We start from the raw sequence: 26092 nt of genomic DNA on the forward strand, positions 1-26092 counted from the left end.
TTCTAATAAATCTATTATAACTCACTTTTTCAAAATATGAAAATAAACTTTATCATCTAAAATCAGCCTTAAGTTGCAGAAGAAGTTCCGGCTTTTGTCGGTCGTTTAGCTGATGGGGAACAGCTAAACTAAGAGTATCACTTAAATGGAAAAGAGGAAGAGACATGAGTCATAATTTTAAACTATTTTTATTAATTGAAGGTGTGTTAGCATTGTCAATGCTTTCAAGTATTGTAACAAGACCGCTATTATTACTAGTTATTATCGGAAGTTTTATTGTAATGACGTTAGCAAAGAGAACTCAAAATAGTCAGTTGGGGAAAATTGCTTGGTATACAGGCGTAGGTACGTTAGTTTATGGAGCCTTTATTTCAGGAGCATTTGCACTCATGTTAATTGTTGCATTAATCTGGCTGCTTGTATTTGGATTAGACGAGTTACGTCAACAAGCGAATCGTAGAATTTAATTAGAATCACTCTTTTCTTAAGGGAGAAGGGTGCTTTTTTTTGTGAAAAATAGTAAACTGATAGAGCAGATATTGAAATTGGAGGAAATCAAATGAAGAAAAAAACATCCTCAAAAGAAAATCTTTTTATTCTTTTGGCTATTTTAATTATGGGGATTCTCTTTTATAGTTCATCACAACCTTATAGTAAGCAAACAGTAGCACCAATGCTAGAAACGTTATTGAAAAATGAGCCATTAAAAGATCTTTTGAGTACGGTTCATTTTAATTACGCAGGAAGTGAAGTTAGTATTGCTACGAAAGGTTATTCACATTTTGTCGAATTTTTTATTCGAAAAGGTGCACATTTTGGCACGTATTTTTTACTTGGCCTCTTTTGGTTTTTAGGTTTAAAAGACAAGATGCGTTCAACTGAATTGGCATTTTTAATTTCTTGGCTGTTAGCAGCAGGGTATGCTGCATTTGATGAATTTCACCAGAGCTTTACAGCAGAACGAACGCCTCTATTTCAAGATGTTATTTTAGATAGTGTGGGGGCTTTAACCGGTATTTTAATTGTCTATCTTTTTGTTCGCTTGAGAAAAAATAGAAAACGCAAATAAGGAGGAAAACGAATGAAACGTTCGGTAATTTTATATATTGCAGCTTCTCTTGATGGGAAAATTGCTAAAAAGAATGGCGATTTGAACTGGTTGTATCAAACTGAAAATGATGGCGATAATGGGTACTATGCTTTTATGAAGCAAGTAGATACAACCATTATGGGGCGAACTACTTATGACGAAGTCTTAGGATTTGATGTACCCTTTCCATATGATGACTATGAAAATTACGTTGTAACCAGTCACGCACCAAAAGAAGGGCATCCAGAAGTTACTTTTGTTGATGGTGATATTGTACATTTAGTTGAAAACTTAAAAGAAAAAGAAGGGAAAGATATCTTTTTAATTGGTGGCGGAAATTTAATCGCTCAATTTTTAGAAAAAGATTTAGTTGATGAACTGATTCTTTCCATTGCACCGGTTTTAATCGGAGAAGGCGTTCCCTTATTTTCTGGCAATTATTTAGAAAAACGTTTTAAATTAAGTGAGCTAAGACAATACAAAGATCTTGTCCAAATGCATTATGTAGCTGAATAAAATGAGAGTTGTTAAAAAAGATTTATTTGATAAAATAGAAGAGAAGTACATTATACGATGAAATGAGGGAACAGGAATGTCAGGACATTCAAAATGGAGCAACATCCAAGGACGTAAAAATGCACAAGATGCTAAACGTGGTAAAATTTTCCAGAAAATATCAAGAGAAATTTATATGGCCGTTAAAAGTGGTGGACCTGACCCTGGTATCAACCCGCAATTGCGTATGATGATTGATAAAGCTAAAGCTGCGAATATGCCAAATGACAATGTAAAAAGAGCGATCACAAAGGGAAGTCAAACAGGCGAAGGCGAGCACTATGATGAAATCACTTATGAAGGATATGGTCCAAATGGAATTGCGGTTTTAGTTCATACTTTAACAGATAATCGCAACCGAACTGCAACCAATGTTCGAGTAGCCTTTAATAAAAATGGTGGTTCAATTGGTGAAACCGGATCTGTGGGGTATATGTTTGATCGTAAAGGCTATCTAGCGATTGAACGAGCAGGCTTAGATGTGGACGAAGATACAATGTTGCTGAGCGTTTTAGAAGCAGGTGGTGAAGAGTTGGAGACGAGTGAAGAGGTTTTCGAAATTTATACAGATCCAACTGATTTTACAACCGTACGGGATGCACTTGAAGCAGAGGGATACAAACTTGCTCAAGCTGAAATCACGATGGTTCCTCAAACAACCGCAGCATTACCTGCAGATAAAGCTGAGTTGTTTCAAACAATGTTAGATAAATTGGAAGATGACGATGATGTTTCAGAAGTCTTTCATAATGCTGAAATGTAAAAAAAGATCCTCTTAAGAGGATCTTTTTTTATTCACTCGTAATTTGTTTCGTAAAACCTTCCCCTTCGACACTTTGAACATCATTAATGATGAAAAAGGCTTTTGGGTCATACTTATTGACAATCTTAGTGACTTGTAATAATTGTTGACGGCTAACAACCGTATATAAAATATCTTTATTTTGTTTGAAATAATAGCCATGACCATGAAAAACAGTGATGCCGCGTTCTAATTCTTTTTCAATATCTCGAGCAATTAAATCATGTTGATCTGAGATAATGGTAATAGATTTTTTAGGATTAAAGCCTTCCAATAAGAAGTCCAGGACTTTTGTAGATACGTATAGCGAAACGATTGTAAATAACATATTTTGAAGTCCAATAACAAAAGCCGATGGAACCACAACAATCAAGTCGAAAAATAACAAGGCATAGCTTGTATTCCAACCTAAGTACTTATTCGCTAGCTTCGCTAAAATAGCACTTCCAGCAGTAGTGCCGCCACCTAACATAATCAAGCCCATTCCTGTCCCCATCAAAGTTCCTGCGGTGATGGCTGCAATAATCGTTTGATCGGTCAAAAAATGCCAGCTTTCTGTCACTCGTAAAAAGAATGAAAAAATAGCGACTGCTAAAATGGTTAAATAAACAGTACTTTTATCCAAATATTTATAACCAATTACTAGTAAAACACTATTAAATAACAGGTTTGTTAAGGCTGGTGCCCAAGCAAATAAATAATAAAGAACCATCGTTAAACCTGTTACTCCACCTTCACCAAGTTTATTTGGCAAAGCAAAAACATTTACAGCAAGAGAAAAAATAAAAGCTCCTACTATAATCTTTACTAAATTTAAAATCTGTTTTTTTGTCATTTTTTCTCCTCTCCCAATTGACGTGATTCCCAAAAAAGAAGACACCAAGTGATTGCGTTCAAATCACTGGAGCCTTATAGTGAAACACGAATATTTCTCACTCTTAAGTGTCGTTTTACGTAACATCAATTAGTGAAAATATAGCATAAAACAGTTTAATAGGCAAGGGGACGATTGATTAAAACAGAAGTAAAATCAGCGCCATAGCAAGCAAAACTTGTACCGTTCCAAGAGTCAAACCATAGACAATCAAGCGGTTGCCTTGTTTTAATAAATGACTAAAATTTAAGCGTAAGCCAATTCCTGCAAGGGCAATAATTTCAAACCAACTACTGATGCTATGCATCAAAGAGCTTGCAAATTCAGGGATAAAACCAATACTGCGAAAGAAGCAAACTATAAAAAAACCAATTACATACCAAGGAATCTTCACCATTTTTTTTGAGGATTGCTTTTGAATCGTTGTAGTTGTTTTTTGTTTGTAGTGTCCAAAAGCGTAAACAACGACAACTAAAAATAAAATCCGAACAATTTTAAAAATCGTTGCCATTGCTAAAATTTCAGGATTAACCATGCTGCCACTAGCAACTACTTGGCCAACAGATTGTAAAACGCCACCAATTAAAGCTGAGCTTTTTAAGGTATCTTGCTGATACAAGAAGAGACTGATTAATGGCAAAATTAACATTAAAACAGTTCCCATTAAATTCACAATAGTAATTGTCAGGCCTCGATCTTCTTCGTTAGCATCAATGACAGGAGCAGTAGAAGCGATTGCTGATGAGCCACATACTGCATTTCCACTAGCCATTAATAGTCGAATGTTTTGTGAAAAAGCGAGTTTCCTCCCTAAATAGATCGCTGCAAAAATCGTTCCAGTCATTTGAAGCATAATAAATAAAAGACCATGTCCACCTAATAATGAAATTGTTTGAAAGGTAATCGTGCCGCCAAGTAGCACGATGGAATAAGCTAACAAATTACTTTCTGAAAATTTTGTACCATTTGCATAAATTGAACTTTTAAAAAAAGTATTCCCTAAAAAAATACCAATTAAAATCGCAAATGTTGCAGCCCCTAAGCTAGGGAAAATAAGAGCAATTCCTTTACTGATTAAAGCAACGCAACTGGCTAACAATAGCCCAGGGAAATAAGATTTGATTGTATTCATTTACTATACAGCTCCTTTAATCTAATGACTAAAGTATACGGGATATGGTATTATTATGGAAATAGTTATTTTAAATGATTTCAATTACTTTTTTTTATGGAAAGGGTTAAAAAAACATGTTCAAATTTTTAGAGACCTATAAAGTTGTTTATGAAGAACTAAATTTTACCGTTGCAGCTGAGAAGCTGTTTATTTCCCAACCTACTGTTTCCACTCAAATTCACAAACTAGAAGAGATAGTTGGAGCGCCGCTCTTTGTTCGCAATGGTCGAACAGAAATGAGCCCAACTGAAAGTGGCAAATTATTTTATATTCAATGTAAGGAAATGCTGGAACTGTGGGAAGATTCGATTCACGAAGTCCAGTCTTTAAAAGGTATTTTACGAACGACGTGTAAAATTGGCGCTTCTCATACGATTGCTGTTCATTATTTGCCAGCGATTTTAAAGGATATTCAAGAACAATTTCCATTAGTTGATTTTGAAGTCTATCTAAGCAATTCAGAGGATGTTTTAAAAAAAGTTGAAACACGAATGTGGGATTTTGGTTTTATTGAAGCCGCTCTTACCACAACGGAATTAGAGCGAGTTCCTTTTCTAAAAGATGAATTAGTAGTAGCTGGTAAAAAAGAGGAGACCTTGTGGCTCGTTAGAGAAAAAGGATCTGGCATCCATCATTTTACGATGGATTATTTCGACACATACAATATTCAGCCACAACAAAAAATGATTATTGAAAGCAACGAAATGATCATAAAATTATTAGAAAAAGGCATTGGGAAAACACTCATATCTAAGCAAGCAGTAGGAAATATTCCCTTTGAATCCCTCAAAGAACCGTTAGAAAGGGAGCTGTATTTAATCAAACCCAAACAACAAAATAAAGTCCTTCAACAAGTAGTAGAGGCATTTTTTAACGCATTAAATAAATAAAAATTTAGGAGGGGAATCAATGGAAATACGTGAAATGCAACAACAAGATGAGCAATCAATCAATCGATTGTTAAATCAGTTAGGCTACCCAATGACTGTGGAAGAAACAGCAAGTCGACTAACTAAAATCAAAAAAGATAAAACCAACGGTACAACCATTATAGTAGCCGAAGCGAGTAATGGAGAAATTTTAGGTTTTGCCCAGTGGCTAGTATTAGATTCTTTGTTATTTGAACCGCTAACGTATTTAATCGCTTTAGTAGTAGATGAAAATAGCCGTTCAAAAGGAATTGGCAGTCAGTTGTTACAACGCGTGGAGGAATGGAGTAAAGATCATGGAATGGATGGAGTGATTCTGCATTCTGGTGTTGAACGTCACAAGGCTCATTGTTTTTATGAAAAATCAGGTTATCAAATTCGAAAAGAACAGAAAAATATTTTAAAGCTATTTTAAACTATAAAAGCGGAAAAGGATGTTGAATGAAGAAAGAAAAAACCAGAGTAATCATGGATTTAGAAAATCAAAAAAAAAGATCATTTATAAAAAGGCTATCTAAAAAACTTTATTTTTAGATAGCTTAAATTATCCTACTTTTTCAGCAGCCTTCCTAACAACTAGATGGTATTTTTGTACATTTAAAACTGTAACCGCTATAATAAAGAAAAGGGGAGGCGAAGAAAATGGAAAATGAATATCGACGTATCTTAGTAGCGGTGGACGGATCGGAGCAATCGAAGCATGCGTTTTATAAAGCGGTAGAAGTTGCTAAACGAAATAATGCAGAGTTAGTTATTGTGCAAGTCTTAGATGATAATAAGGGGTTAAACAATATCACTCAAAATCTCAAAGAATTTGCTTATGTATTAAATATTGAAGAACAAAAAATTGAAGAGAATTTATCTGATTTATCAAGTAAAGCAAAAAAAGAGCTGAACCATGTTCGGAGTATATTCAAAATTGGAAGTCCAAAAAAATTAATTGCCACCCATATCCCTGAAAAAGAAAATATCGACTTAATTATTGTAGGTGCTACAGGTAAAAATGCAGTTGAGCTTGTTCTAGTGGGTTCGGTATCAAGTTATGTAGTAACCCATGCGTTATGTGATGTGCTAGTGGTACGTAAATAAGTTAGGAAAATGTGTGCTAAGTTTATATCAATCTAATGTCTGCCCCTCTACGTTGTTGTAGAGGGCTTTTTTGTATTAAAAAGACCACCTATTTTCTTAATAGGTGGCATACATAATCAATTTTGATTCATTCGTTCCCGAAGCTGTCAAATACATATCGTTGTCTCTATTTTTATTAAAAAAAATGAAGCATGACAAATTTGCGAATACTATTAATGAGTAGGAAAGGAGGGAATAATGAGTGAATCGATTGAAGAATTTGCAAAACATTTGATTAAAAATTTAGCAAAAAGAGGCGCAAGTGATATCCATATCTTGCCGACAAGGAACCGTTATCGTATTTACTTTAGAACAAGTAACGAACTAATTGAATGGCAAAAAGTAACTATAGAGTTAGGCTCCCGTTTGATAGCGTATTTTAAATTTTTAGCCAATATGGAGGTCAGTGAAAAACGTAAACCACAAAGTGGCGCAGCTGAACTTGAAATAGGAGAACTACAAAAATCATTACGTTTTTCAACGATCACAAACTTTAATTATCAAGAGTCAATGGTGATTCGTCTATTACTGAGTAAACAAGACTGCAAATTAGAAGAAACAACCTTTTTCCCAAAAGCGATTGGAGAACTGCAGCAATTAGTATCAGCCAAAAGTGGTTTAATTTTATTTTCAGGTCCGGTAAGTTCAGGAAAAACGACGACAATGTATCATTTAGTCAAAGAACAAGTCGATAAAAAGCAAAGTCAAGTTATTACGATAGAAGACCCTGTGGAAATAGAACAACCAGAATTTCTTCAAACTCAGCTTAACGAAGAAGCCGGTATTACCTATGAAGTGATTTTAAAAGCAAGCTTAAGGCATCATCCGGATATTTTGATTGTGGGAGAAATTAGAGATAGTCAAACCGCTAAAAATGTTCTACGTGGCGCGTTAACTGGGCATTTAATTTTAGCGAGCATTCATGCAAAAGATACAGAAGGGGTTCTTTTAAGAATGTTAGAATTAGGTGTTAGCTTGTTGCAGTTGCAACAAGTATTATTGGCGGTTGTAAGCCAACGATTGATTGCGAAAAAATGTTCATTATGTAAGGGGAATTGTCACTTTTTTTGTACCCATTTTCCTCATGATCATAAAAAAGCAACATTATACGAAATTTTATCTTATCAACTATTAGAAAAAAGACTACAAGAGCTTCAAGAAGAAATTTTTAATCGAAAACAAACTAATGGATTTAATGAAGTGTTAAGAAAGGCTTATGCGTATGGATATATTACAAAAGAAAGCTATCAGCAATTTCAAATTAGATAAAAAATTTACTGAAAAAAGAAAAGCCTATTTCTTAATAAAAACGGGATTATTAATAGAAGAGGGATTTACTCTTAAAGAAGCCTTAGTATTTTTAAAAATGATTATGCCAAAAGAAAAAGTGTTGATTCAACGTATCATAACTGGACTAGGAGAAGGACATGAATTTCATCAACTTTTAAAAGAAAAAAATTTTAATCAACAAATTACAACTCAACTTTATTTAGCACAAGTTCATGGTGCGTTTGGTCGAACCTTATTGACAACAGGAAAGACTATAGAAGAAAAAATAACACAACAACAAAAATTAAAGAAAATTCTTAGTTACCCTTTGTTATTAATGGGGTTGATGATAGGAATTGTTTTAGCAATGAGAATTTTATTACTGCCGCATTTTGAACAATTATTTCAACAGCAAAATACGCAAGAAGTTTCTTTTATTAGTCGGTTTTCAATTGGTTTGATTCTGCATTTTCCCTCGATTTTTATTTATTTTGTTTTAGGAGGTAGCTTGATTTGGTTTGTATTAAATAGACGTCTCGCTCAATTATCTGCAATAAAAAAAACGACCTTTTTCACTTATGTGCCTTTTTTAAGGAAGATGGTTAAACATTACTATACTGCCTATTTTAGTATTGAATGGAGCCATTTATTTAAAAGTGGCTGTTCAATGCAAGAAATCATTCAGTTAATGAAGCAGAAAGAAACACTGCCTTTAATGCAAGAATTAGCGGTGATAATGGAAGAGGAATTATCACAAGGGAAAAAATTTAATGAAATTTTCAACCAGTTTGCTTTTTTTAACCAAGAAATAAGCTTTATCGTCTTTCATGGCGAAACAACGAGTAAATTGGGAGCGGAACTGACTATTTATGGACAAGATTGTCAAAAAGAACTTCTTGAAAAATTAGAAAAAGGCTTAAATTGGATTCAACCACTGATTTTTATGATTGTCGCTTTTTTCATTTTATGTGTTTACCTAGCACTACTTTTACCAATGTTTACAATGATGGAGGGAATTGGATGAAGAAAAAACTATTAAACAACAACGGATTTACTTTAGTGGAAATGATTCTGGTTTTATTTGTGATTTCGGTGTTGCTCATTCTCGTAATACCTAATGTGACAAAACAAAAAGAAAAAATTGATCATCAAGGAACAGATGCACTCGTGACCGTTGTTGAAACGCAAATTGAACTGTATCAATTAGAAAAAGGAAATGTGGAATCCGTTACTTTTGAAATGTTAGAAAAAGCAGGCTATTTGAAAAATAAACAGGTGAAAAATGCCAAAGATAAAGGGATTAAAATTAATGGGACAGCTGTTAGTGGACCACCTTAAAAAAACCAATCAGGGGTTCACTTTATTAGAAACCGTACTTGTTTTAATTGTCTCAAGTATAGTGTTATTGATGCCGACACTTATCGCTAAGTCAGTTATAGAAGAAGTAAAACGCAATCTATTTTTTGAAGAATTTCAAAGTAAATTGACAAGTATGCAAACCGTAGCGTTACTTTCTAATGAGCGAGCGAAAATTACTGTTTTAAAAGCTGGGAAGATTAAGTATGAAATGGAGGGGCAACCAGCACATCGTTTAAATAAAGCACTTTTTTTACCTGAAAAGCTGACGACACCAACAGATAAGTTTTTTTACTTTAATTCAGGAACGGGCAATGTATCTAGTTTTAGTACAATTTATTTTAATAGTAGCAAAAAGCAATATCAATTTAAATTTCAAATTGGAAGTGGGCGTTATTTTTTTGAAGTATTGGAGAATGAATGAGGGCTATTTGTTAGTTGAAGGATTAATCACATTTTTATTGATTACGATTGGCATTTTGGTTTATTTGCCAATCGTAATTGGCTTCTTAAACCATATTCAAGAGCAAAAACTAGAAGTAGAAGCTAGTAGAATTTTATATGAGCAAACTCAACAGATGTCAGAAACAGGTGTTTGGAAATCCGGCAGCCATGAATGGGAGATTAAACTATTGGAAAATAAAGGATTAGGAGGAATTAAAGTTGTTGATAAAGCGACTCACTTGTCTAAAGAAGAAGTACTACTTCACACAAACTTTGACTAATCAAAAGGGCTTTACGTTAATTGAAACGCTTTGCGCCCTTTTTATCTTAGTTTTAAGTATCTCTCTTCTTTCAATCGGTGTGAGCCAATTTCAATTGATTCGAAGGCAAACTTTTCAAGACCGCCAATTGGAATGGCATTTGTTTTTAAATCAATTAGAAAAAGAATGGCAAAATCAAATCGTAATTAAAGTAACGCAAGATAACATTCAAACTGAAAATGCCAAAGGTAGGATTAGCTACTATGAAAATTATCAGAAGATGGTTCGCAAAAGAACGAGTAAAGGCGGGCATCAACCACTTTTAATAAAAGTTGAAAGTCTGACATTTCAAAAAAAAGCCAATTCAATTGTTCTTGAAGTTCAATTTGAAAATCAAGAAAGGTATCGAAATCAACTTCCAGCTTGTTTTAAAGAGGAGCTGAAACAATGAATCAAAAAGGTGCCTTACTCCCAACAGCATTAGTTTTTCTAATCCTTCTTACTTTATTATTACTAGGAACTTTGAAAATCTATCAAAATCAATTCGAACAATTACAGGTGACGAAAGATCACTATCAAGCTAAAACGATGATTTCTTTAACTAAAAAAAAGTTAAAAGAAGAAAGTCATGAAAATTGGACAAAGGGGAAATTTGTATTTCAGTCTGGAGAAGTAGAGATAGTAAAACAAGATGCCTATCAATTTGCTGTACAAACTACATTGAAAAATAGCTATCAAGAAAAAGAAAATATTCAATTTTCAGAAAAAGAGCAACCCAATTAAATGGTTGCTCTTTTTTATTGCTGTAAATGACTAGAATAAGTAGAATATTCGTTGTAATCAGACGGGTTTCACGATATAATAAAATGAATTGTATAAATTTGTATGGGACGAAAGAGTACCATTTAAATAAAAAAGATTTGGGAGGGAACGTCAATGAATCGAATTGAAAAATTACGTAAGGGTATGAAACAAAGAGGCTTAGATGCGCTATTAGTAACAAGCCCTTATAATTTACGTTATGTCTCTAACTTTACAGGAACAACGGGTTTAAGTGTTATTACATTAGATGAAGCCTACTTTATAACGGATTTTCGTTATACAGAGCAAGTTGCTAAACAAGCAGTAGGATTTAAAATAATTCAAAATCAAGGTCCAATTTTTGATGAAGTTGTTAAATTAGTTGAAGAAAATAAGATTGAAGCAATGGGATTTGAACAGGATTTTATTACATTTTCAACTTTTGAGTTACTTGAAGAGATTATTCCCGTTGAAACAGATTTAGTACCCGTTTCAGGATTGATTGAAAGTCTTAGAGAAGTAAAAGAAACCGTTGAGATTGAAACCATTAAAAAAGCATGTTCTATTTCAGATGCGGCTTTTAACTATATCTTAGGCGTTATCAAGCCAGGAATGAGTGAAATCGAAGTTGCGAACTTACTTGATTTTCACATGCGCAGTTTGGGTGCCAGTGGCGTTTCTTTTGAAACGATTGTTGCCAGTGGTTTACGTTCAGCAATGCCTCACGGGGTTGCGAGTTCAAAACTGATTGAAAAAGGAGATTTTGTAACCTTAGATTTTGGTTGTTATTATGAAGGTTATGTTTCTGACATGACAAGAACGATTGCAGTTGGTGAACCAACTGAAAAATTAAAAGAAATCTATCAAATTACACTTGAAGCTCAGTTAAAAGTGCTTGAAGTAGCAAAACCTGGTATGACAGGAAAAGAACTAGATGCTGTAGCAAGAGATCATATTAAGAGCTTTGGATATGGTGAAGCTTTCGGTCATTCAACAGGACATGGGATTGGATTAGAGATTCACGAAGGGCCGAATGTTTCCAAACTAGCAGACAAAGCATTTGTGCCAGGTAACGTGATTACGAATGAGCCCGGTATTTATTTGCCAGGAATCGGTGGCGTTCGAATTGAAGATGATTTAGTGATTACGTCAACAGGCAACGAAGTAATTGTTCATTCACCAAAAGAACTAATCATTTTATAATCAGATTGAAATAACAATTCAATAGTAAGAATGAGAAAAAAATGCTACACTAAATAAATAGAATAGAGAAGCTCTAGGAGGAAATTAAATGATTTCAGTAAATGATTTTAAAACAGGCTTGACAATTGAATTTGATGGCGGAATTTGGCGTGTTGTAGAATTCCAACATGTTAAACCAGGTAAAGGAGCGGCTTTTGTCCGTTCAAAACTTAAAAATCTTAGAACAGGCGCTGCTCAAGAAAAAACTTTCCGTGCGGGAGAAAAAGTAGCAAAAGCACAAATCGATAACCGTAAAATGCAATATTTATATGAAAGTGGTGGCGCTCATGTCTTTATGGACAGCGAAACTTACGATCAATTAGAATTACAAGAGGCGCAAATTGAAGAAGAATTGAAATATTTGAAAGAAAATATGGAAGTTCAAATCATCATGTATGGTGCTGAAACATTAGGTGTTGAGTTGCCAAATACTGTAGAGCTTCGTGTAGCAGAAACAGATCCTGGTATCCGCGGTGATACATCTTCAGGGGGAACAAAACCTGCTAAAATGGAAACAGGTGTCATGATCAACGTTCCTTTCTTTGTTAATGTAGACGATGTTTTAATCGTTAACACACAAGATAATTCATATGTATCAAGAGCTTAATACGAAAAAATTAGATCAATCTATATAAAAAGTGGAGGGTTGCCCTATGGCTGAAGAATCAAAATTAACCTTACAAGACAATAAAGCAAGCTTGGGAGAAATTGAAATTGCACCAGAAGTAATAGAAGTGATTTCAGGAATCGCAGCAAGTAAAGTAGAAGGCGTTTATGCAATGCATGGGAGCTTAACTTCAGGAGTGACTGAATTATTTGGACGCGTAAATCATAAAAAAGGTGTCCGTCTAACAGTCGATGAAGAAGGCTTGAAAGTAGATGTTTATTGTTACTTGAATTATGGCGTTGCGGTTCCTAAAGTAGCGTTAGAAATGCAAGAAAAAATTCGTCAACAATTATTGTTTATGACAGATATTGAACTAACTGAAGTCAATATTCATGTTGTAGCAATTATCCCAGAAAAAGCTGAGATTCAAAAGTTAATCGATTTAGAAGATGAAGATGGTGAAGATGCGTGAGTTTAACAAGACGCGAGATTAGAGAAAAAGCTTTACAAACATTATTCCAACTAGCTGCTAACGAAGATCTTTCTGCGGATCAAGCGATGCAACAGGCTTTAACAAGTCACGAAGAGCTTGCTGACGAGGTAGACAGAGTTGCAGTACCTAAATATTTGGAATTATTAACTTCAGGAGTTACCGAACATCAAGCAGTCATTGATGCAAAAATTGAAGAAAATCTAGCAAATTGGTCAATGAAACGCTTAGCAAAAACCGATTTAATGATTTTACGTATTGCTATTTTTGAAATGCTTTATGTGACGGACGTTCCTGCTAAAGTGGCTTTGAATGAAGCTCTTGAAATTACAAAACTTTACAGTGATGAAAAATCTCGTAAATTTGTTAACGGAGTTCTAGCAAAAGTAGCCGATGAACTAGCTGAATAATTATAAAAAAGAGACTGCTTGTGGGTCTCTTTTTTTATGGAATTCTTTAAAGAAGCTAAAAACGAATGAATTTAATAAATTTTGATTTAATTGTCGTTATTTTCGTTGTTAAAAGCCTTTATTACTATTTTGAAGCTTTTTATTGTGGTAAAATAGAAATGCAAAATGAATTTTAAGGAGTGGGTCAGTAGTGAGTGCAACGATAATGGATGGTAAAGGTTTGGCAGATGAAATGCAAATAGATATGCAAGAAATGGTTGCAGAATTAAAAAACAAGGGAATTACACCTGGTTTAGTTGTATTACTAGTAGGCGAAAATCCGGCCAGTCAAACCTACGTTAAAAATAAGGAAAAAAGAGCGATTGCACTAGGTTTTCATTCTGTTGTAGAACGTTATCCAGCGACGATTTCAGAAGCTGAATTATTAGAAGAAATTGAAAAATTCAATCAAGATGATGACTTTCATGGTATACTAGTGCAGTTGCCATTACCTGAACATATTGATGCAGATAAAGTACTAAATGCGATTGATTCAACAAAAGACGTGGATGGCTTTCATCCTATAAATATGGGGAAATTATTAATTGGAAAACCAGATATGATTCCATGCACTCCTTATGGTATTATGAAATTATTAGCACGTTATAATATTGACATTTCCGGGAAAAATGCCGTAATTATTGGCCGTAGCAATATTGTTGGCAAACCAATGGCTCAGCTTTTATTAATGGAGGATGCAACTGTTACTATCGCTCACTCTAAAACAAAAAATTTAGTTGAGGTTGCAAAACAGGCAGATATTTTGGTTGTTGCAATAGGACGAGGTCATTTTGTAACAAAAGAATTTATCAAACCTGGTGCAGTTGTGATCGATGTCGGAATGAATCGTGATGAGAACGGCAAATTGATTGGAGACGTGGCAACGAGTGAGGTTAGCGAAGTAGCTGGATTTTTAACACCAGTTCCAAAAGGCGTAGGCCCGATGACGATTACAATGTTGCTTTATCAAACAATCAAAAATGCACGTAAAAAAGGAAATCAATAGAAGCAAATAAGGAGGAATCCTTTTGACGACAGAATATTTAACTGTTACAGCACTAACGAAATACATTAAACGTAAATTTGATCAAGACCCTTATTTAGAGCGAATCTATTTAACAGGAGAAATTTCAAATTTTAGAATGCGTCCAAATGCGCATCAATATTTTAGCTTAAAAGACAATCAGGCTAAGATTTCTGCAATTATGTTTAAACCTGCTTTTCAAAAATTGAAGTTTACGCCTGAAGAGGGAATGAAAGTCCTAATTGTTGGTCGCATCTCTTTATATGAAGCCAGTGGAAATTATCAAATCTACGTAGAACATATGGAACCTGATGGTGTAGGTGCTTTGTATCAAGCTTTAGAAGAAACTAAAAAAAAATTACGACTAGAAGGATTGTTTGATGCACCAAAGCAATTAATCTCAACTTTCCCTAAAAAAATAGCTGTCATTACGAGTCCAACTGGAGCTGTTGTAAGAGATATTATGACCACGGTTAAAAGACGTTATCCAATTGTACAGTTAGTAATTTTTCCTACATTAGTTCAAGGGAATCAAGCAGCAAAAGATATTGTTAAAAACATTAAACTAGTAGAAGAAATCGGCGATTTTGATACGATGATTATCGCTCGTGGTGGTGGCTCGATTGAAGATTTGTGGCCATTTAATGAAGAAATTGTTGCAAGAGCTATTTTTGAAGCCACGACTCCAAGTATCTCCTCAGTAGGACATGAAACGGATACAACAATTGCTGATTTAGTAGCAGATGTGAGAGCAGCTACACCAACTGCAGCAGCAGAATTATCCGTACCATTATTAGCAGATGAACTTATGAAGATAGAACAATTAAAACTTCGCTTAATGCAAGCTTTTAAAGGTAAAATTGACGTATTAGATCATCGTCTAAATCGTAGTTTAAGTTCGTATATTTTTAAACAACCTGAGCGTCTATATGAAGGTTATGCTCAAAATTTAGATATAGCAACTGAGGGATTGTTTCGCAATATAGAAGAGAAAATTAATCAAAATAATCATCGTTTAAGTTTGCTGGAATTAAGACTAAAAGCTCATAATCCAACACAATTAGTTGAACAAAAACAACAAGAAATAGCGGTTTTAACCCAGCAACTATCTCTTCAAATGAGACGCTATATGGATGAAAAAATACAAACTATTCACGTGTTAATGCAGTCTCTTGATTATTTAAGTCCTTTAAAAATCATGGATCGTGGGTATAGTTATGTCACTAAAAATGGTGAAGTGATTAAAGAATCAGAACAAGTTAAAAAAGATGAAGTGATTGAAATTCATTTGCATAAAGGAAAAATTGAAGCAAAAGTGACTAAGAAAGTAGAGGAAATCTAATGACTGTAAAAAAACAAATCAAATTTGAAGAAGCAATGCAACAACTAGAAGAAATCGTAACAAACTTAGAGCAAGGCGATGTTCCTTTAGAAGAAGCTTTAGAACAATTTCAAAAAGGTGTAGGTCTTAGCAAAATTTGTAAAGAAACGTTACAAAATGCTGAAAAAACGCTAACAAAAATGGTAGATGAAAACGGTGAAGAAGCACTATTTGAGACAGATTCAGAATAAGGAGAACCTAAATGAACTTAATTGATTTTCAAACGCAACAAATGCCCTTGTTTGAAGACTTTTTAATCAACACATTAAAAGAAGAGATTTTACCAAATTCAACATTATATCATGCAATGAACTATTCTGTGTCAGCAGGTGGCAAACGAATCCGCCCGTTACTTTTATTAGCGGTACTAAAGTCATTCGGAAAAAATCCAAAAGCAGGATTTGAAGTTGCAGCGGCTCTAGAATACATTCATACGTATTCATTGATTCATGATGATTTACCAGCAATGGATAACGACGCTCTAAGACGAGGCAAGCCAACCAATCACATTGTCTATGGTGAAGATATGGCGATTTTAGCAGGTGATGGTCTATTGACCTATGCTTTTGAAGTGATTGCAATAAGTCCTTTATCAAATGATAAAAAAGTAAAGCTTATCTCAGCATTGGCTAAGTCAGCAGGACCAACAGGGATGGTTGCCGGTCAAGTGGCGGATATGGAAGCTGAAAAAAAACAAGTTCCCTTAAAGGAATTAAAAGAAATTCATGCTAGAAAAACAGGGGAATTATTACGTTTTGCAGCTATAGCAGGCGGGATTATTGCAGAAGTTTCATCATTAGCTTTAAATGCGCTTGAACAATACGCTCTTCATTTGGGACTGGCTTTTCAAATTCGAGATGATGTGATGGACGTTATTGGAGATGTGACGGAGTTAGGGAAAGAAACTGGCATGGATGCAATCCATGAAAAAAGTACTTATCCTAATTTATTGACATTAACTGGCGCTATTGAAGCGTTAAATGAAGAATTAGGACAAGCGAAAAAAGCTCTTAATTACGAAAAAAATAATGAAGTATTTGACGCAAGTCTTTTAAATGAGATTGCCGATATGCTTTTGATAGAAGAAAGATAGGCGATGGAATGAAGAAAGAACGAGTGGATATTTTATTAGTTGAACAAGGACTATTTGAAACAAGAGAGAAAGCGAAACGAGCAATTATGGCGGGTCAAATCTATAATGAAAAAGAAGAACGCTTAGACAAACCAGGTGAAAAAATCTCACAAGATTCCGTACTTAAAATCAAAGGAGAAACATTGCGTTATGTAAGTCGTGGTGGCTTGAAACTTGAAAAAGCCTTAGAAGTATTTGACGTGGATGTAACGGATAAGGTTATGTTGGATATTGGCTCTTCAACGGGTGGATTTACCGATGCAGCTTTACAAAATGGGGCAACAATGAGCTATGCGTTAGATGTAGGCTACAATCAATTGGCTTGGAAGTTAAGACAAGATGAACGTGTAGAAGTAATGGAACGCGTTAATTTCAGACACAGTAAATTAGAAGATTTTACCAAAGGACAACCGGAATTTGCGACAATCGATGTTTCTTTTATTTCTCTGCGTTTGATTTTACCAGTATTAAAAGATATTTTAAAACCTGGTGGCGATGTATTAGCTTTAATTAAACCACAATTTGAAGCAGGTCGTGAAGGTGTTGGCAAAAAAGGAATCGTTCGTGACCCAGCTGTTCATAAACAAGTATTAGACGATATGATTCAATTTGTAGTTGGTATCGGATATGATGTAATGGCTCTTGATTATTCACCAATCACTGGTGGCGAAGGCAATATTGAATTTTTAATGCATTTAAAATGGAATGACAAAGTTACTGGAACTGTAAATTATAGTGTTAATGCGGATTCTACTTTAGCCAGTGCTTATGAGCGTTTGAAAAAATAAATAAAAAACAGTGCTAAATTAAGAAAAGAATCTTATTTTAGTGCTGTTTTTTGAGTATGAATATACATTTAGTGTTAAAAACAACTATATTTTTTACTTAATTCTTTATTCCGAAAGTAAAATACGTTATGATAGAGTTAAATCATTGCATAAATATACTGTTTTTAGAAAACGAGGTGTAATTATGAAGAAAAAAGAAAGACATCGGTTATTACAAGAGTTGATTCAGGATAATGTAATTGAAAAACAAGAGGATTTTGTGCGTATATTAGAAGAAAGAGGAATCGTGGTCACACAGGCAACTATTTCACGAGACATCAAAGAACTTCATCTAGTAAAAGTTCCCTCACAAACTGGCGGTTATCGCTACAGTATGCCACCAGATGCACAATACGATACATCAAAAAAATTGGAACGACTGGTCAAAGATGCTTTTGTTTCGATTGACATGCAAGATTACTTTCTCGTTTTAAAAACGATTCCAGGAAATGCTTATGCATTAGGATCATTAATCGATTCTTCTAGCTTTGAAGGGGTATTTGGAACGATTTGTGGCGATGATACTGTCTTGATTATTTGTAAATCAGCAGAAGCTGCGACAAGAATTAAAGATCATTTTTTACATTTATTATAAAAATTAAAAGCAAAAACGGTTTTGAGAGGTGAAAACATGTTACAAGAACTAGCCATTAAAAATTTCGCGATTATTCACGATTTGTCATTAAGCTTTGAAAATGGAATGACCGTTTTAACGGGTGAGACGGGTGCAGGTAAATCAATTATCATTGATGCAGTAGGTTTATTAGCAGGTGGAAGAGGCTCAAGCGAGTTTATCCGTCACGGTGAGTCCAAATGCGTCCTAGAAGGTTTATTCTCATTAAATAAAGAAGCCACTACTTTTGATTTATTAAAAGAATATGATATTGATTTTGAAGATCATACCATTTTGATTCAACGAGATATTCACCGAAATGGGAAAAATGTCTGTCGAGTTAATGGACGCTTAGTCAATATTGCTACATTACGTTTGATTGGTGAAACGATGATTGACATACATGGTCAAAATGAGCACCAAGAATTAATGAATCCAGAACGTCACTTAGGAATGCTAGATCAATTTGGTAATGAGACATTAAGTCGCTTAAAAGCAGATTATCATCAAACTTATCTAGCCTACCAAACCGCTAAAACAACTTATGAGAAGTGGCAAAATAGCGAACAAGAATTAGCTCAACGAATGGATATGCTAGCTTATCAAACCAACGACATTGAATTAGCTGAACTAGTTGTTGGAGAAGATGATTTACTAGAAGAAGAAAAAAACTTATTAGTTAATTATCAACGAATTGTTGGTGCCCTTTCAGTTAGCTATGATGCTCTGCAAGGAGAGGAAGGTAGTGGCATCGATTTAATTGGCAGTGCGATGACTGAAATGAGTGGAATTGAAGAAATCGATGGCAAGTACAAACAAATTTCTGAAAGTATTTCCAATAGTTATTTTCAACTACAAGAAGCAGCTAGTGATATTTTAAAAGAAATGGATCAGCTAGCCTATGATGAAAATCGTTTAAATGAAATCGAGAAGAGACTTGAACTGATTCATCAGATGAAACGAAAATATGGCGATTCTTTAGCTGAAATCATGAATTATTATGAAAAAATAACCATTGAATTAAGCCAAATTAAAAATCGAGAAGATCATATTTATACGTTAACAACTGAACTCAAAGAATTATCAGAACAATTGACCAAAAAAGGGCAAGTATTGTCCAAAAAACGACAAGAAGTTGCTAAAGATCTAGAAATCAGTATTCATGAGCAATTAAAAGAGCTTTATATGGAAAAAGTTATTTTTGAAGTTCGCTTCCTTTCAAAAGAAACAAATGGAAAAAGCTTCAGTGAAAACGGAATTGATCAGGTTGAGTTTTATATTGCAACCAATCCGGGAGAACCTTTAAAACCATTAGCAAAAGTAGCTTCAGGTGGAGAGCTTTCTCGAATGATGTTAGCAATGAAGACGATTTTCTCAAAAAACTTAGGGATTACTAGTATCATCTTTGATGAAGTTGATACTGGAGTAAGTGGTCGAGTAGCACAAGCAATTGCGAATAAAATTTATTTAGTAGCTGTTCATTCACAAGTTTTATGTATTACTCATTTGCCACAAGTTGCAGCAATGGCGGATCATCATCTTTTTATTTCCAAAACTGTTGTAGGAGAACGAACAGAGACCCATGTTGACTTGCTAAAAAAATCAGCTAAAGTACAAGAAATCGCTCGAATGCTAGCAGGAACTGAGATTACTAAATTGACTTTAGAACATGCAAAAGAATTACTAGAACTAGCCAAAACTGAAAAACACAAATACATTTAAAAAAGAAAATCAACTTGCTGATTTTCTTTTTTTTAAGTATTTTAAATAACGATCGTTACTTAAATGTGACAATTTTGTGACAGAAAAGACCTTTTCACCTACAACCTAAGGATGATTTTTATCTAAACTTCCGATTAAAGGGTTCTCATAAATGCTTAAAATAGATATACTTATAAGGAATTATTAATTAAAAATTAGGAGGCTTACAATGAAGAAAAAATGGATTGTTGGTATTGTAGTAGTGGTTGTATTAATTATTGGTGGATTCGTAGTAAAAAGTATGATGAAATCAAGTACAGTAGAAGAGGCTGGGAAAAGTGCTAAAGTCGATGATGGAATTGATTACTTTGACGTACCAGATGTTGAGCAAGTATACATCAATGGAGTGGTGACACCAGATCAAACAGAATCATTTGCTAAAAATGAAAAACTAGGAACACAACCAGAAATCAAAGTAAATAATGGAGATATTGTAGATCAAGGAACCGTTTTATTTACTTATGAAGATAAAGAGATTACCCAATTGATAGAAGAACAAAATAATACAGTGAGTAGAAATCAAACAAAACGTAGCAATACAATTGCTAGAAGAGACAAGGCGCTTGCTAATTTTAATGCGACACCAGAAGAAGAGAGAACTACATCAAAAAGTGCAATAGAATCAGAGTACACAGAGGCATTAGCAACTATTGATGAAGATATTCAATTTTCAACAAGTACGATTGCTAATTTGAAAGAAAAACAATATGTGAACACAACTGCAAAATTCAGAGGACAAGTTGCGATTCCAGAAATCAAGGATGCAAATGCACCTATTTTAAAATTAACTTCTGAAGGATATTACGTATCAGGAAAAGTAAATGAAAAAGATTTAGCAAAAATTACTATTGATCAAAAAGCCAATATTCAAATTGTTCCAACAGGTAAAACAGTGGGTGGGAAAATCACTTATATAGATAATAATCCGCCAGAAACAGCTGGAGCTGAAGGTGCTGCAGATGCTACAGCAGGTGCAGAAGCGGGTATGTCATCTTACCTAGTTAAATTAGCCTTGGATTCATTTGAAGGTGTGAAAAATGGCTACCATGTACAAGCAACCATTAATTTAAGCAACGATCCAATTGAAATTCCAACGAAAGCAATCCAAACTGAAGGGGATATTCGTTACGTATTAGTCAATGATTTTGGATCAGTGATTCGTCGTGAAATTCAAACTGGCGAAGAAAAAGGGAAAAATACGATAGTGACGTCAGGACTTGAGTCTGCTGATAAAGTAATTGTTTCTTCTAAGAAAAAAGTTAAAGAAGGCGATTTACTAGAAGGCGATCATTCAGAGAAAACAGATGCTGCTAATGGCAATGTTACTGTTGAAAATTAAGGGGGGCGTAATCAATGGAAAATGAAAAAAATGAAAAAACCCCTTTGATTGTGCTAAAGGAAATCAATAAGTATTTTCCAATGGGAAAAGAAAAACTTCATGTCCTAAAATCATTAAACCTAACGATTTATGAAGGTGAGTTCATTATGATTATGGGGAAATCAGGGAGCGGTAAAACGACCTTGATGAATATTATTGGGTTTTTAGATCGAATTTCAGATGGAACTTATTTATTTAAAGGAACGGATGTGTCTTCTTTATCCGAAAATAAGAAGTCCGATTATCGCAATCAGTTCTTTGGTTTTGTTTTTCAACAGTTCTTTTTGATTGATTCTTTAAATGTTATTCAAAATGTTGAATTGCCAATGGTTTATCAAGGGGTCAAAAAAAGTAGCGAAAAACACGAACGAGCAAAAAAATATTTAGACTTAGTTGGTTTGGGAACAAAATTAAAGTCTCGTGCTACTGAGTTGTCAGGTGGACAACAGCAACGTGTAGCGATTGCAAGATCGTTAGTGAACAATCCGTTGTTGATTATGGCAGATGAGCCTACAGGTGCCTTAGATAGTGAAACAGGAAAAGAAATTATGAGTACATTAAGTGAATTAAATAAAGAAGGCAAAACAATTGTCATGGTAACGCATGATGAAGATATGACAAAATACGCAACTCGAGTAATTCGAATGAAAGATGGCGTCTTTGTAGAGAATGGGGTGACTTTATGATTATCAATATTTTAATCAGCACCTTTTTAAGTTTAAGAGCACACAAGCTTCGCGTATTTTTAACAATGGTTGGAATTATTATTGGAATCACATCGGTTGTCTGTATCTCAACTTTAGGTGCCGGGATGAAAAAGCAAGTAATGTCAGCTAATGATACCAATGCAAATATTATGAAAATTCAATACAGTATGGAAGACGAAGAATCAGACGGAATGAACTATATTAGTTATAAGGATAGTGATTTTTCTTTTACAAGAGTTGATTTGAAAAAAATAAAAGACATAAAAGGCATTGATGCAATCTATCCAGATTATGGTGGAGTAGCAGGTGGCGATAATATTGATGTCAATATGGATTACTTTGGGGCAAAAGCAAGTTTAATGGCAACCCCTAATACCGGCGAAGTTCCGTTAGCTTTTGGTCGTCAAATCGAATCCAGAGATGCCAATCGTGATGTGATTATTTTAGATCACAGTGTTTTTGACGATCAAATCAAGATGGATAAGCCAGAAGAAATGCTGAATCAGGCGGTTTCAATTAATGGTTACATGTACAAGGTAATTGGAATTAAAGAAAAGTTTGATTACAATAACCTTTCTCAAAGCGAAAGCATGGAGTTAGATTGGAATACCGTTGGAAGCAGCATTGTTTCAAGAGCTTCTTATAATGAGTTGGCAAAATCAAAACAAATCCAAGGAATTAATTTGAAATTAAAACCTGATGCGGATCGCCAACAAGTTTTAGATGAAGCCGTTAATAGAATGACCGAAGCCCATCCAGAGGTAAAAGGAATTTTCAAAGAAAACGACAGTGCACAGCAACAACAAAAAATGATGGAAGATGCTGTTGGTGGAATGACAGGATTTTTAATGGCAATTACAGCAATTTCACTTCTTGTTGGTGGGATTGGCGTGATGAATATTATGTATGTTTCGGTAACTGAAAGAAAACGTGAAATTGGGATTAGACGAGCAATTGGAGCTAAACCAAGAACGATTTTACTACAATTCTTACTTGAAGCAGCTTTTATCACCTTAATCGGAGGATTGATAGGAATCGCATTAGGTTATGGTCTATCTAAATTACTAGGATCATTTGTCCAAATAATTCCTGTAATGACGCCTCAAATCTTTATTATTTCAACAGTTGTGTCGATTTTTACTGGGATTCTATTTGGAATTATACCTGCAATTAATGCAGCAAAAATGGACCCAATCAAAGCAATCTATCGTTAACTAAAAAAAGAGAGCACTCTTATGGAGAGTGTTCTCTTTTTTAGTTAAAGAATAAAGTATAGACAACTGACAGTACACCTGAACCTATCATTGCGAATAACATAATCCAAACAACGATTTTTGTTATTTTTTCCATTTTAGTAGGTTGTTTTTTCTTATAGCTTGTTTTATAAATATCTTTATTTTTCAAGAATAGTTCCTCACTTTCTTTTTAAATAGTCTCTATCATTTTACACTTAATGAGACTGCTTTTTCAAGTGATGATTTAAAAATAGTTTTTCTTTTTTAAAATCCAAGCTGTAATAATGCTAATAATCAACATCAATAACAAAACAATCCAAAAAGCATTTGGAGCTTGCGATAATGGCAAGTCAACGTTCATTCCGTAAATTCCGCCAATAATAGTAGGAATAGTTAAAACAATTGTAATAGAGGTTAAAATTTTCATAATATTGTTTAAATTATTTGAAACAACAGCTGAAAACACGTTGCTAACCTGATCTAAAATTTCTCGGTATTGATGAATCATCGTTTCAGCCTGTTCATTTTCAACAATTACATCATGCAAGAAACTACGAGCGACAGCATTCTTACTAAAACGATCGGTTTCTTTCATAATATCTAGAATCGGACGATTGCTGGAAATTGCGGTTAAGAAGTAAGTTAAGCTTTTTTGCAAAGCCATCAAAGCAAAAAGCTGTTCGTTTTTAGTTGACTTCGTAAGTTGTAGCTCTAATTTTTTTGTTTCATCATCAATATCATTTAAAAAATGAATATAAGAGGCTGAAATGTGCCATAGAAGGCGTAAGACAAATTGCTCTTGATGAGTAGTATCAATTTTGTATCCCTCTTGATTTTGAATCATTTTTGTAATGAATAAGGGTGTATGTTTTGAAGCAGTAATCAAGGTGTTTTTAGTTAAAATGATTGAAATAGGAAGTGTCACATACTCGATGTAACCCAATTCACCAATCATTAAGTGAGGGTATTGCATAACAATAAGAGAAGCTGCATCTTCATCTTCTTCTTTTAGCATTTCTTGTCTTGAATTTTCATTCTCATCTAAGACACTGGTAATATAATCTCTTGGAAAATTGAATGTTTTAACTAATTTAGTAATTTCTTCATCAGTAGGGTCGTTTACATTAATCCAACCACCACTTATTTCTTGATTGTCAGTAATTAATTCACCAACACCATTTGTACGAAAACCTTGAATCATAAGTGAAATCTCCTTATCCATTTTTCATAAACTCATGGTTTCATTATACACTAGAACAATCCAAATAACTTAAATAAACTATAAAGTAGGAAGAGTTGCACAAATGGATAGTTTCACTTAAAATAGAGAATACAATCAGGAAAGAAGTGGTAGTCAATGTTAATCAACGAGGAAAGACTTATTCAACGGTTTGTTGATTTGGTGAAAATCGATTCAGAAACCAAACAAGAAGAAGCGATTCAACCTTATTTAAAATCAGAATTTGAAAAACTAGGATTAGAAGTAACTGAAGATCAAACCAAGGGAGAAACAGGTTTTGGTGCGAACAATCTGATTGCGGTATTAGCTGGAGATGACAGTCTGGAGACGATTTTCTTTTCTTGTCACATGGACACGGTAATGCCAGGGAAAAATATTCAACCTATTATCAAAGATGATGTGATTCAAACCGATGGAACGACTATCTTGGGTGCAGATGATAAAGCTGGGATTGCGATTTTATTTGAACTCATTCAAACACTAAAGGAATCAGAAATGGTTCATTGTCCAATTGAATTTGTGATTACAGTTGGGGAAGAGAGCGGATTAGTTGGTGCTAAAGCGTTTGACGTTAAACAACTTTCTGCAAATTACGGGTTCGTTCTAGATACAGGTGGCCCAGTTGGAAGCATTACAGTTGGAAGCCCGACTCAATATCGTATCGAAGCTTTAATTAAAGGTGTGACAGCTCATGCTGGAGTAGCTCCTGAAAAAGGAATTTCAGCAGTTCAGATTGCAGCAAATGCGATTCATCATATGAAACTAGGCAGAATTGACGAAGAAACAACAGCAAACATTGGTTTAATCAGTGGTGGGACAGCTACTAATATTGTAATGGATCGCTTAGAAGTGATTGCAGAAGCGCGGTCATTGTCAAAAGAAGCTTGTGAAAATCAAGTGAACCACATGAAATCAACGTTTGAAACGATTGCATCTGAAATGGGCGGTTCAGCAGTCGTTTTAACTAAGAAAAATTATGACGGCTATCGTTTTACCAAAGAAACTCAAGTTGTTCAAGTTGCGGCAAAAGCAATTATGAACCTAGGTATTCGTCCTAATTATCAAACAAGCGGTGGCGGAAGTGATGCAAATATTTTTAATGGAAAAGGCAAGCCAACAACCAACTTATCCATTGGATATGAGAAAATTCATACGGTTCATGAATACATTCCAACTAAGGAATTAAAAAAAGCTGCAGAATTAGCGTATCAAATCGTAACGGTGGTAAGTAGTAAATAAAAGAATAAAAGAAATCAATTCTTTTATTTTCAGCAAATATTTGGTACGATAATGAAGAGTTTTAAAATGTAAGCATTTGAAGGGA

General features: G+C 34.2%; 33 protein-coding genes. 29 read left to right on the plus strand and 4 right to left on the minus strand.

Annotated features, from left to right (window positions below; genetic code table 11):
• The first annotated feature begins 164 nt into the window (after positions 1-164).
• The 4 genes from BR52_RS02495 (at position 165) to BR52_RS02510 (ending at position 2408) form a co-directional block, all read left to right on the plus strand.
• Positions 165-467, plus strand: a complete 303-nt coding sequence (locus BR52_RS02495; protein ID WP_034568827.1) for a DUF7649 domain-containing protein — start codon at positions 165-167, stop codon at positions 465-467.
• A gap of 92 nt (positions 468-559) precedes the next feature.
• Entirely contained in the window at positions 560-1069 is a 510-nt protein-coding gene (locus tag BR52_RS02500; protein ID WP_034568829.1) for a VanZ family protein, read from the plus strand.
• A gap of 12 nt (positions 1070-1081) precedes the next feature.
• Complete coding sequence (locus tag BR52_RS02505; protein WP_034568831.1) at positions 1082-1606, plus strand: dihydrofolate reductase family protein; 525 nt, start codon at positions 1082-1084, stop codon at positions 1604-1606.
• Positions 1607-1682: 76 nt separating this feature from the next.
• Entirely contained in the window at positions 1683-2408 is a 726-nt protein-coding gene (locus BR52_RS02510; RefSeq protein WP_034568833.1) for a YebC/PmpR family DNA-binding transcriptional regulator, read from the plus strand.
• Positions 2409-2436: 28 nt separating this feature from the next.
• On the opposite strand, the gene BR52_RS02515 is transcribed toward BR52_RS02510, so the two are convergent.
• Together BR52_RS02515 and BR52_RS02520 are read right to left on the minus strand one after the other, a co-directional pair.
• Positions 2437-3282, minus strand: a complete 846-nt coding sequence (locus BR52_RS02515) for a YitT family protein (protein ID WP_034568835.1) — start codon at positions 3280-3282, stop codon at positions 2437-2439.
• A 178-nt stretch (positions 3283-3460) separates the two neighbouring features.
• Positions 3461-4453 (minus strand): YeiH family protein, encoded by a 993-nt coding sequence (locus BR52_RS02520; protein WP_034568838.1) that lies wholly within the window; start codon positions 4451-4453, stop codon positions 3461-3463.
• Positions 4454-4569: 116 nt separating this feature from the next.
• Here BR52_RS02520 and BR52_RS02525 point away from each other — a divergent pair, with 116 nt between their 5' ends.
• The 24 genes from BR52_RS02525 to BR52_RS02640 all read left to right on the plus strand — a co-directional run bounded on the left by BR52_RS02525 (position 4570) and on the right by BR52_RS02640 (position 23507).
• Positions 4570-5385, plus strand: coding sequence for a LysR substrate-binding domain-containing protein (locus BR52_RS02525; RefSeq protein ID WP_034568839.1), 816 nt, complete (start codon positions 4570-4572; stop codon positions 5383-5385).
• Between the two features lie 19 nt (positions 5386-5404).
• The gene (locus BR52_RS12510; protein ID WP_051915609.1) at positions 5405-5839 is read left to right on the plus strand and encodes a GNAT family N-acetyltransferase; all 435 of its coding nucleotides are present in this window, start codon (positions 5405-5407) and stop codon (positions 5837-5839) included.
• A gap of 227 nt (positions 5840-6066) precedes the next feature.
• Positions 6067-6513 (plus strand): universal stress protein, encoded by a 447-nt coding sequence (locus tag BR52_RS02535; RefSeq protein WP_034568840.1) that lies wholly within the window; start codon positions 6067-6069, stop codon positions 6511-6513.
• 237 nt (positions 6514-6750) lie between these two features.
• On the plus strand, positions 6751-7821 hold the full coding sequence (gene comGA, locus BR52_RS02540; RefSeq protein WP_051915610.1) for a competence type IV pilus ATPase ComGA: 1071 nt from the start codon (positions 6751-6753) through the stop codon (positions 7819-7821).
• Positions 7775-8845, plus strand: coding sequence for a competence type IV pilus assembly protein ComGB (gene comGB / locus BR52_RS02545; protein WP_034568843.1), 1071 nt, complete (start codon positions 7775-7777; stop codon positions 8843-8845). The genes comGA and comGB overlap by 47 nt, the downstream gene beginning before the upstream one ends.
• Positions 8842-9159 (plus strand): competence type IV pilus major pilin ComGC, encoded by a 318-nt coding sequence (comGC, locus tag BR52_RS02550; RefSeq protein WP_034568844.1) that lies wholly within the window; start codon positions 8842-8844, stop codon positions 9157-9159. The genes comGB and comGC overlap by 4 nt, the downstream gene beginning before the upstream one ends.
• Positions 9131-9601, plus strand: coding sequence for a competence type IV pilus minor pilin ComGD (gene comGD / locus BR52_RS02555; RefSeq protein WP_051915611.1), 471 nt, complete (start codon positions 9131-9133; stop codon positions 9599-9601). Before comGC ends, comGD begins: the two co-directional genes overlap by 29 nt.
• The gene (locus BR52_RS02560; protein ID WP_034568846.1) at positions 9594-9902 is read left to right on the plus strand and encodes a hypothetical protein; all 309 of its coding nucleotides are present in this window, start codon (positions 9594-9596) and stop codon (positions 9900-9902) included. Before comGD ends, BR52_RS02560 begins: the two co-directional genes overlap by 8 nt.
• Complete coding sequence (gene comGF, locus BR52_RS02565; RefSeq protein WP_081890689.1) at positions 9841-10332, plus strand: competence type IV pilus minor pilin ComGF; 492 nt, start codon at positions 9841-9843, stop codon at positions 10330-10332. The genes BR52_RS02560 and comGF overlap by 62 nt, the downstream gene beginning before the upstream one ends.
• Positions 10329-10664 carry a competence type IV pilus minor pilin ComGG gene (gene comGG, locus BR52_RS02570; protein WP_034568850.1) on the plus strand — a complete coding sequence of 112 codons (336 nt, stop codon included), beginning with the start codon at positions 10329-10331 and terminating at the stop codon, positions 10662-10664. The genes comGF and comGG overlap by 4 nt, the downstream gene beginning before the upstream one ends.
• 153 nt (positions 10665-10817) lie before the next feature.
• Positions 10818-11885 (plus strand): M24 family metallopeptidase, encoded by a 1068-nt coding sequence (locus tag BR52_RS02575; RefSeq protein WP_034568852.1) that lies wholly within the window; start codon positions 10818-10820, stop codon positions 11883-11885.
• Positions 11886-11973: 88 nt separating this feature from the next.
• Positions 11974-12531 carry an elongation factor P gene (efp, locus tag BR52_RS02580; protein WP_034568854.1) on the plus strand — a complete coding sequence of 186 codons (558 nt, stop codon included), beginning with the start codon at positions 11974-11976 and terminating at the stop codon, positions 12529-12531.
• Positions 12532-12577: 46 nt separating this feature from the next.
• A complete protein-coding gene (locus BR52_RS02585; protein WP_034568856.1) occupies positions 12578-13003 on the plus strand; it encodes an Asp23/Gls24 family envelope stress response protein in 426 nt (141 codons plus the stop codon).
• Positions 13000-13431, plus strand: coding sequence for a transcription antitermination factor NusB (gene nusB, locus BR52_RS02590; protein WP_034568858.1), 432 nt, complete (start codon positions 13000-13002; stop codon positions 13429-13431). Before BR52_RS02585 ends, nusB begins: the two co-directional genes overlap by 4 nt.
• 205 nt (positions 13432-13636) lie before the next feature.
• Positions 13637-14476, plus strand: a complete 840-nt coding sequence (locus BR52_RS02595) for a bifunctional methylenetetrahydrofolate dehydrogenase/methenyltetrahydrofolate cyclohydrolase (RefSeq protein ID WP_034573423.1) — start codon at positions 13637-13639, stop codon at positions 14474-14476.
• A gap of 22 nt (positions 14477-14498) precedes the next feature.
• On the plus strand, positions 14499-15836 hold the full coding sequence (gene xseA / locus BR52_RS02600) for an exodeoxyribonuclease VII large subunit (protein WP_034568860.1): 1338 nt from the start codon (positions 14499-14501) through the stop codon (positions 15834-15836).
• The gene (locus BR52_RS02605; protein ID WP_034568863.1) at positions 15836-16066 is read left to right on the plus strand and encodes an exodeoxyribonuclease VII small subunit; all 231 of its coding nucleotides are present in this window, start codon (positions 15836-15838) and stop codon (positions 16064-16066) included. The genes xseA and BR52_RS02605 overlap by 1 nt, the downstream gene beginning before the upstream one ends.
• A gap of 11 nt (positions 16067-16077) precedes the next feature.
• On the plus strand, positions 16078-16968 hold the full coding sequence (locus BR52_RS02610) for a polyprenyl synthetase family protein (protein WP_034568865.1): 891 nt from the start codon (positions 16078-16080) through the stop codon (positions 16966-16968).
• Positions 16969-16976: 8 nt separating this feature from the next.
• On the plus strand, positions 16977-17795 hold the full coding sequence (locus BR52_RS02615; RefSeq protein ID WP_034568867.1) for a TlyA family RNA methyltransferase: 819 nt from the start codon (positions 16977-16979) through the stop codon (positions 17793-17795).
• Between the two features lie 184 nt (positions 17796-17979).
• The gene (ahrC, locus tag BR52_RS02620; RefSeq protein ID WP_034568869.1) at positions 17980-18429 is read left to right on the plus strand and encodes a transcriptional regulator AhrC/ArgR; all 450 of its coding nucleotides are present in this window, start codon (positions 17980-17982) and stop codon (positions 18427-18429) included.
• 36 nt (positions 18430-18465) lie between these two features.
• Positions 18466-20169, plus strand: a complete 1704-nt coding sequence (gene recN, locus BR52_RS02625; RefSeq protein WP_034568871.1) for a DNA repair protein RecN — start codon at positions 18466-18468, stop codon at positions 20167-20169.
• A gap of 208 nt (positions 20170-20377) precedes the next feature.
• Entirely contained in the window at positions 20378-21547 is a 1170-nt protein-coding gene (locus tag BR52_RS02630) for an efflux RND transporter periplasmic adaptor subunit (protein ID WP_034568874.1), read from the plus strand.
• Between the two features lie 14 nt (positions 21548-21561).
• Positions 21562-22272, plus strand: coding sequence for an ABC transporter ATP-binding protein (locus tag BR52_RS02635; RefSeq protein ID WP_034568877.1), 711 nt, complete (start codon positions 21562-21564; stop codon positions 22270-22272).
• The gene (locus BR52_RS02640) at positions 22269-23507 is read left to right on the plus strand and encodes an ABC transporter permease (RefSeq protein WP_034568879.1); all 1239 of its coding nucleotides are present in this window, start codon (positions 22269-22271) and stop codon (positions 23505-23507) included. The genes BR52_RS02635 and BR52_RS02640 overlap by 4 nt, the downstream gene beginning before the upstream one ends.
• 40 nt (positions 23508-23547) lie before the next feature.
• Here the strand turns inward: BR52_RS02640 and BR52_RS12680 are convergent, their stop codons facing one another.
• Together BR52_RS12680 and BR52_RS02645 are read right to left on the minus strand one after the other, a co-directional pair.
• Positions 23548-23697 carry a DUF4044 domain-containing protein gene (locus tag BR52_RS12680; RefSeq protein ID WP_074403285.1) on the minus strand — a complete coding sequence of 50 codons (150 nt, stop codon included), beginning with the start codon at positions 23695-23697 and terminating at the stop codon, positions 23548-23550.
• A gap of 75 nt (positions 23698-23772) precedes the next feature.
• Positions 23773-24729, minus strand: a complete 957-nt coding sequence (locus tag BR52_RS02645) for a magnesium transporter CorA family protein (protein ID WP_034568881.1) — start codon at positions 24727-24729, stop codon at positions 23773-23775.
• A gap of 156 nt (positions 24730-24885) precedes the next feature.
• On the opposite strand from BR52_RS02645, the gene BR52_RS02650 reads away from it, so the two are divergent.
• A complete protein-coding gene (locus BR52_RS02650; protein ID WP_034568883.1) occupies positions 24886-26007 on the plus strand; it encodes a M20/M25/M40 family metallo-hydrolase in 1122 nt (373 codons plus the stop codon).
• The last annotated feature ends 85 nt before the right edge of the window (positions 26008-26092 follow it).

This window comes from Carnobacterium divergens DSM 20623 (assembly GCF_000744255.1).
Lineage (GTDB): Bacteria > Bacillota > Bacilli > Lactobacillales > Carnobacteriaceae > Carnobacterium > Carnobacterium divergens.

Bases quoted from the DNA above. Each gene is read 5' to 3' on its own strand.
- BR52_RS02635 (WP_034568877.1), top strand. From the start codon at position 21,562: ATGGAAAATGAAAAAAATGAAAAAACCCCTTTGATTGTGCTAAAGGAA.
- comGC (WP_034568844.1), top strand. From the start codon at position 8,842: ATGAAGAAAAAACTATTAAACAACAACGGATTTACTTTAGTGGAAATG.
- comGB (WP_034568843.1), top strand. From the start codon at position 7,775: ATGGATATATTACAAAAGAAAGCTATCAGCAATTTCAAATTAGATAAA.
- comGA (WP_051915610.1), top strand. From the start codon at position 6,751: ATGAGTGAATCGATTGAAGAATTTGCAAAACATTTGATTAAAAATTTA.
- BR52_RS02560 (WP_034568846.1), top strand. From the start codon at position 9,594: ATGAATGAGGGCTATTTGTTAGTTGAAGGATTAATCACATTTTTATTG.
- BR52_RS02515 (WP_034568835.1), bottom strand. From the start codon at position 3,282: ATGACAAAAAAACAGATTTTAAATTTAGTAAAGATTATAGTAGGAGCT.
- BR52_RS02630 (WP_034568874.1), top strand. From the start codon at position 20,378: ATGAAGAAAAAATGGATTGTTGGTATTGTAGTAGTGGTTGTATTAATT.
- BR52_RS02500 (WP_034568829.1), top strand. From the start codon at position 560: ATGAAGAAAAAAACATCCTCAAAAGAAAATCTTTTTATTCTTTTGGCT.
- BR52_RS02605 (WP_034568863.1), top strand. From the start codon at position 15,836: ATGACTGTAAAAAAACAAATCAAATTTGAAGAAGCAATGCAACAACTA.
- BR52_RS12510 (WP_051915609.1), top strand. From the start codon at position 5,405: ATGGAAATACGTGAAATGCAACAACAAGATGAGCAATCAATCAATCGA.
- BR52_RS02640 (WP_034568879.1), top strand. From the start codon at position 22,269: ATGATTATCAATATTTTAATCAGCACCTTTTTAAGTTTAAGAGCACAC.
- BR52_RS02575 (WP_034568852.1), top strand. From the start codon at position 10,818: ATGAATCGAATTGAAAAATTACGTAAGGGTATGAAACAAAGAGGCTTA.
- recN (WP_034568871.1), top strand. From the start codon at position 18,466: ATGTTACAAGAACTAGCCATTAAAAATTTCGCGATTATTCACGATTTG.
- BR52_RS02650 (WP_034568883.1), top strand. From the start codon at position 24,886: ATGTTAATCAACGAGGAAAGACTTATTCAACGGTTTGTTGATTTGGTG.
- BR52_RS02645 (WP_034568881.1), bottom strand. From the start codon at position 24,729: ATGATTCAAGGTTTTCGTACAAATGGTGTTGGTGAATTAATTACTGAC.
- BR52_RS02610 (WP_034568865.1), top strand. From the start codon at position 16,078: ATGAACTTAATTGATTTTCAAACGCAACAAATGCCCTTGTTTGAAGAC.
- ahrC (WP_034568869.1), top strand. From the start codon at position 17,980: ATGAAGAAAAAAGAAAGACATCGGTTATTACAAGAGTTGATTCAGGAT.
- BR52_RS02535 (WP_034568840.1), top strand. From the start codon at position 6,067: ATGGAAAATGAATATCGACGTATCTTAGTAGCGGTGGACGGATCGGAG.
- BR52_RS02525 (WP_034568839.1), top strand. From the start codon at position 4,570: ATGTTCAAATTTTTAGAGACCTATAAAGTTGTTTATGAAGAACTAAAT.
- efp (WP_034568854.1), top strand. From the start codon at position 11,974: ATGATTTCAGTAAATGATTTTAAAACAGGCTTGACAATTGAATTTGAT.
- BR52_RS02510 (WP_034568833.1), top strand. From the start codon at position 1,683: ATGTCAGGACATTCAAAATGGAGCAACATCCAAGGACGTAAAAATGCA.
- BR52_RS02595 (WP_034573423.1), top strand. From the start codon at position 13,637: ATGGATGGTAAAGGTTTGGCAGATGAAATGCAAATAGATATGCAAGAA.
- comGG (WP_034568850.1), top strand. From the start codon at position 10,329: ATGAATCAAAAAGGTGCCTTACTCCCAACAGCATTAGTTTTTCTAATC.
- comGD (WP_051915611.1), top strand. From the start codon at position 9,131: ATGGGACAGCTGTTAGTGGACCACCTTAAAAAAACCAATCAGGGGTTC.
- BR52_RS02520 (WP_034568838.1), bottom strand. From the start codon at position 4,453: ATGAATACAATCAAATCTTATTTCCCTGGGCTATTGTTAGCCAGTTGC.
- BR52_RS02495 (WP_034568827.1), top strand. From the start codon at position 165: ATGAGTCATAATTTTAAACTATTTTTATTAATTGAAGGTGTGTTAGCA.
- BR52_RS02615 (WP_034568867.1), top strand. From the start codon at position 16,977: ATGAAGAAAGAACGAGTGGATATTTTATTAGTTGAACAAGGACTATTT.
- BR52_RS02505 (WP_034568831.1), top strand. From the start codon at position 1,082: ATGAAACGTTCGGTAATTTTATATATTGCAGCTTCTCTTGATGGGAAA.
- BR52_RS02585 (WP_034568856.1), top strand. From the start codon at position 12,578: ATGGCTGAAGAATCAAAATTAACCTTACAAGACAATAAAGCAAGCTTG.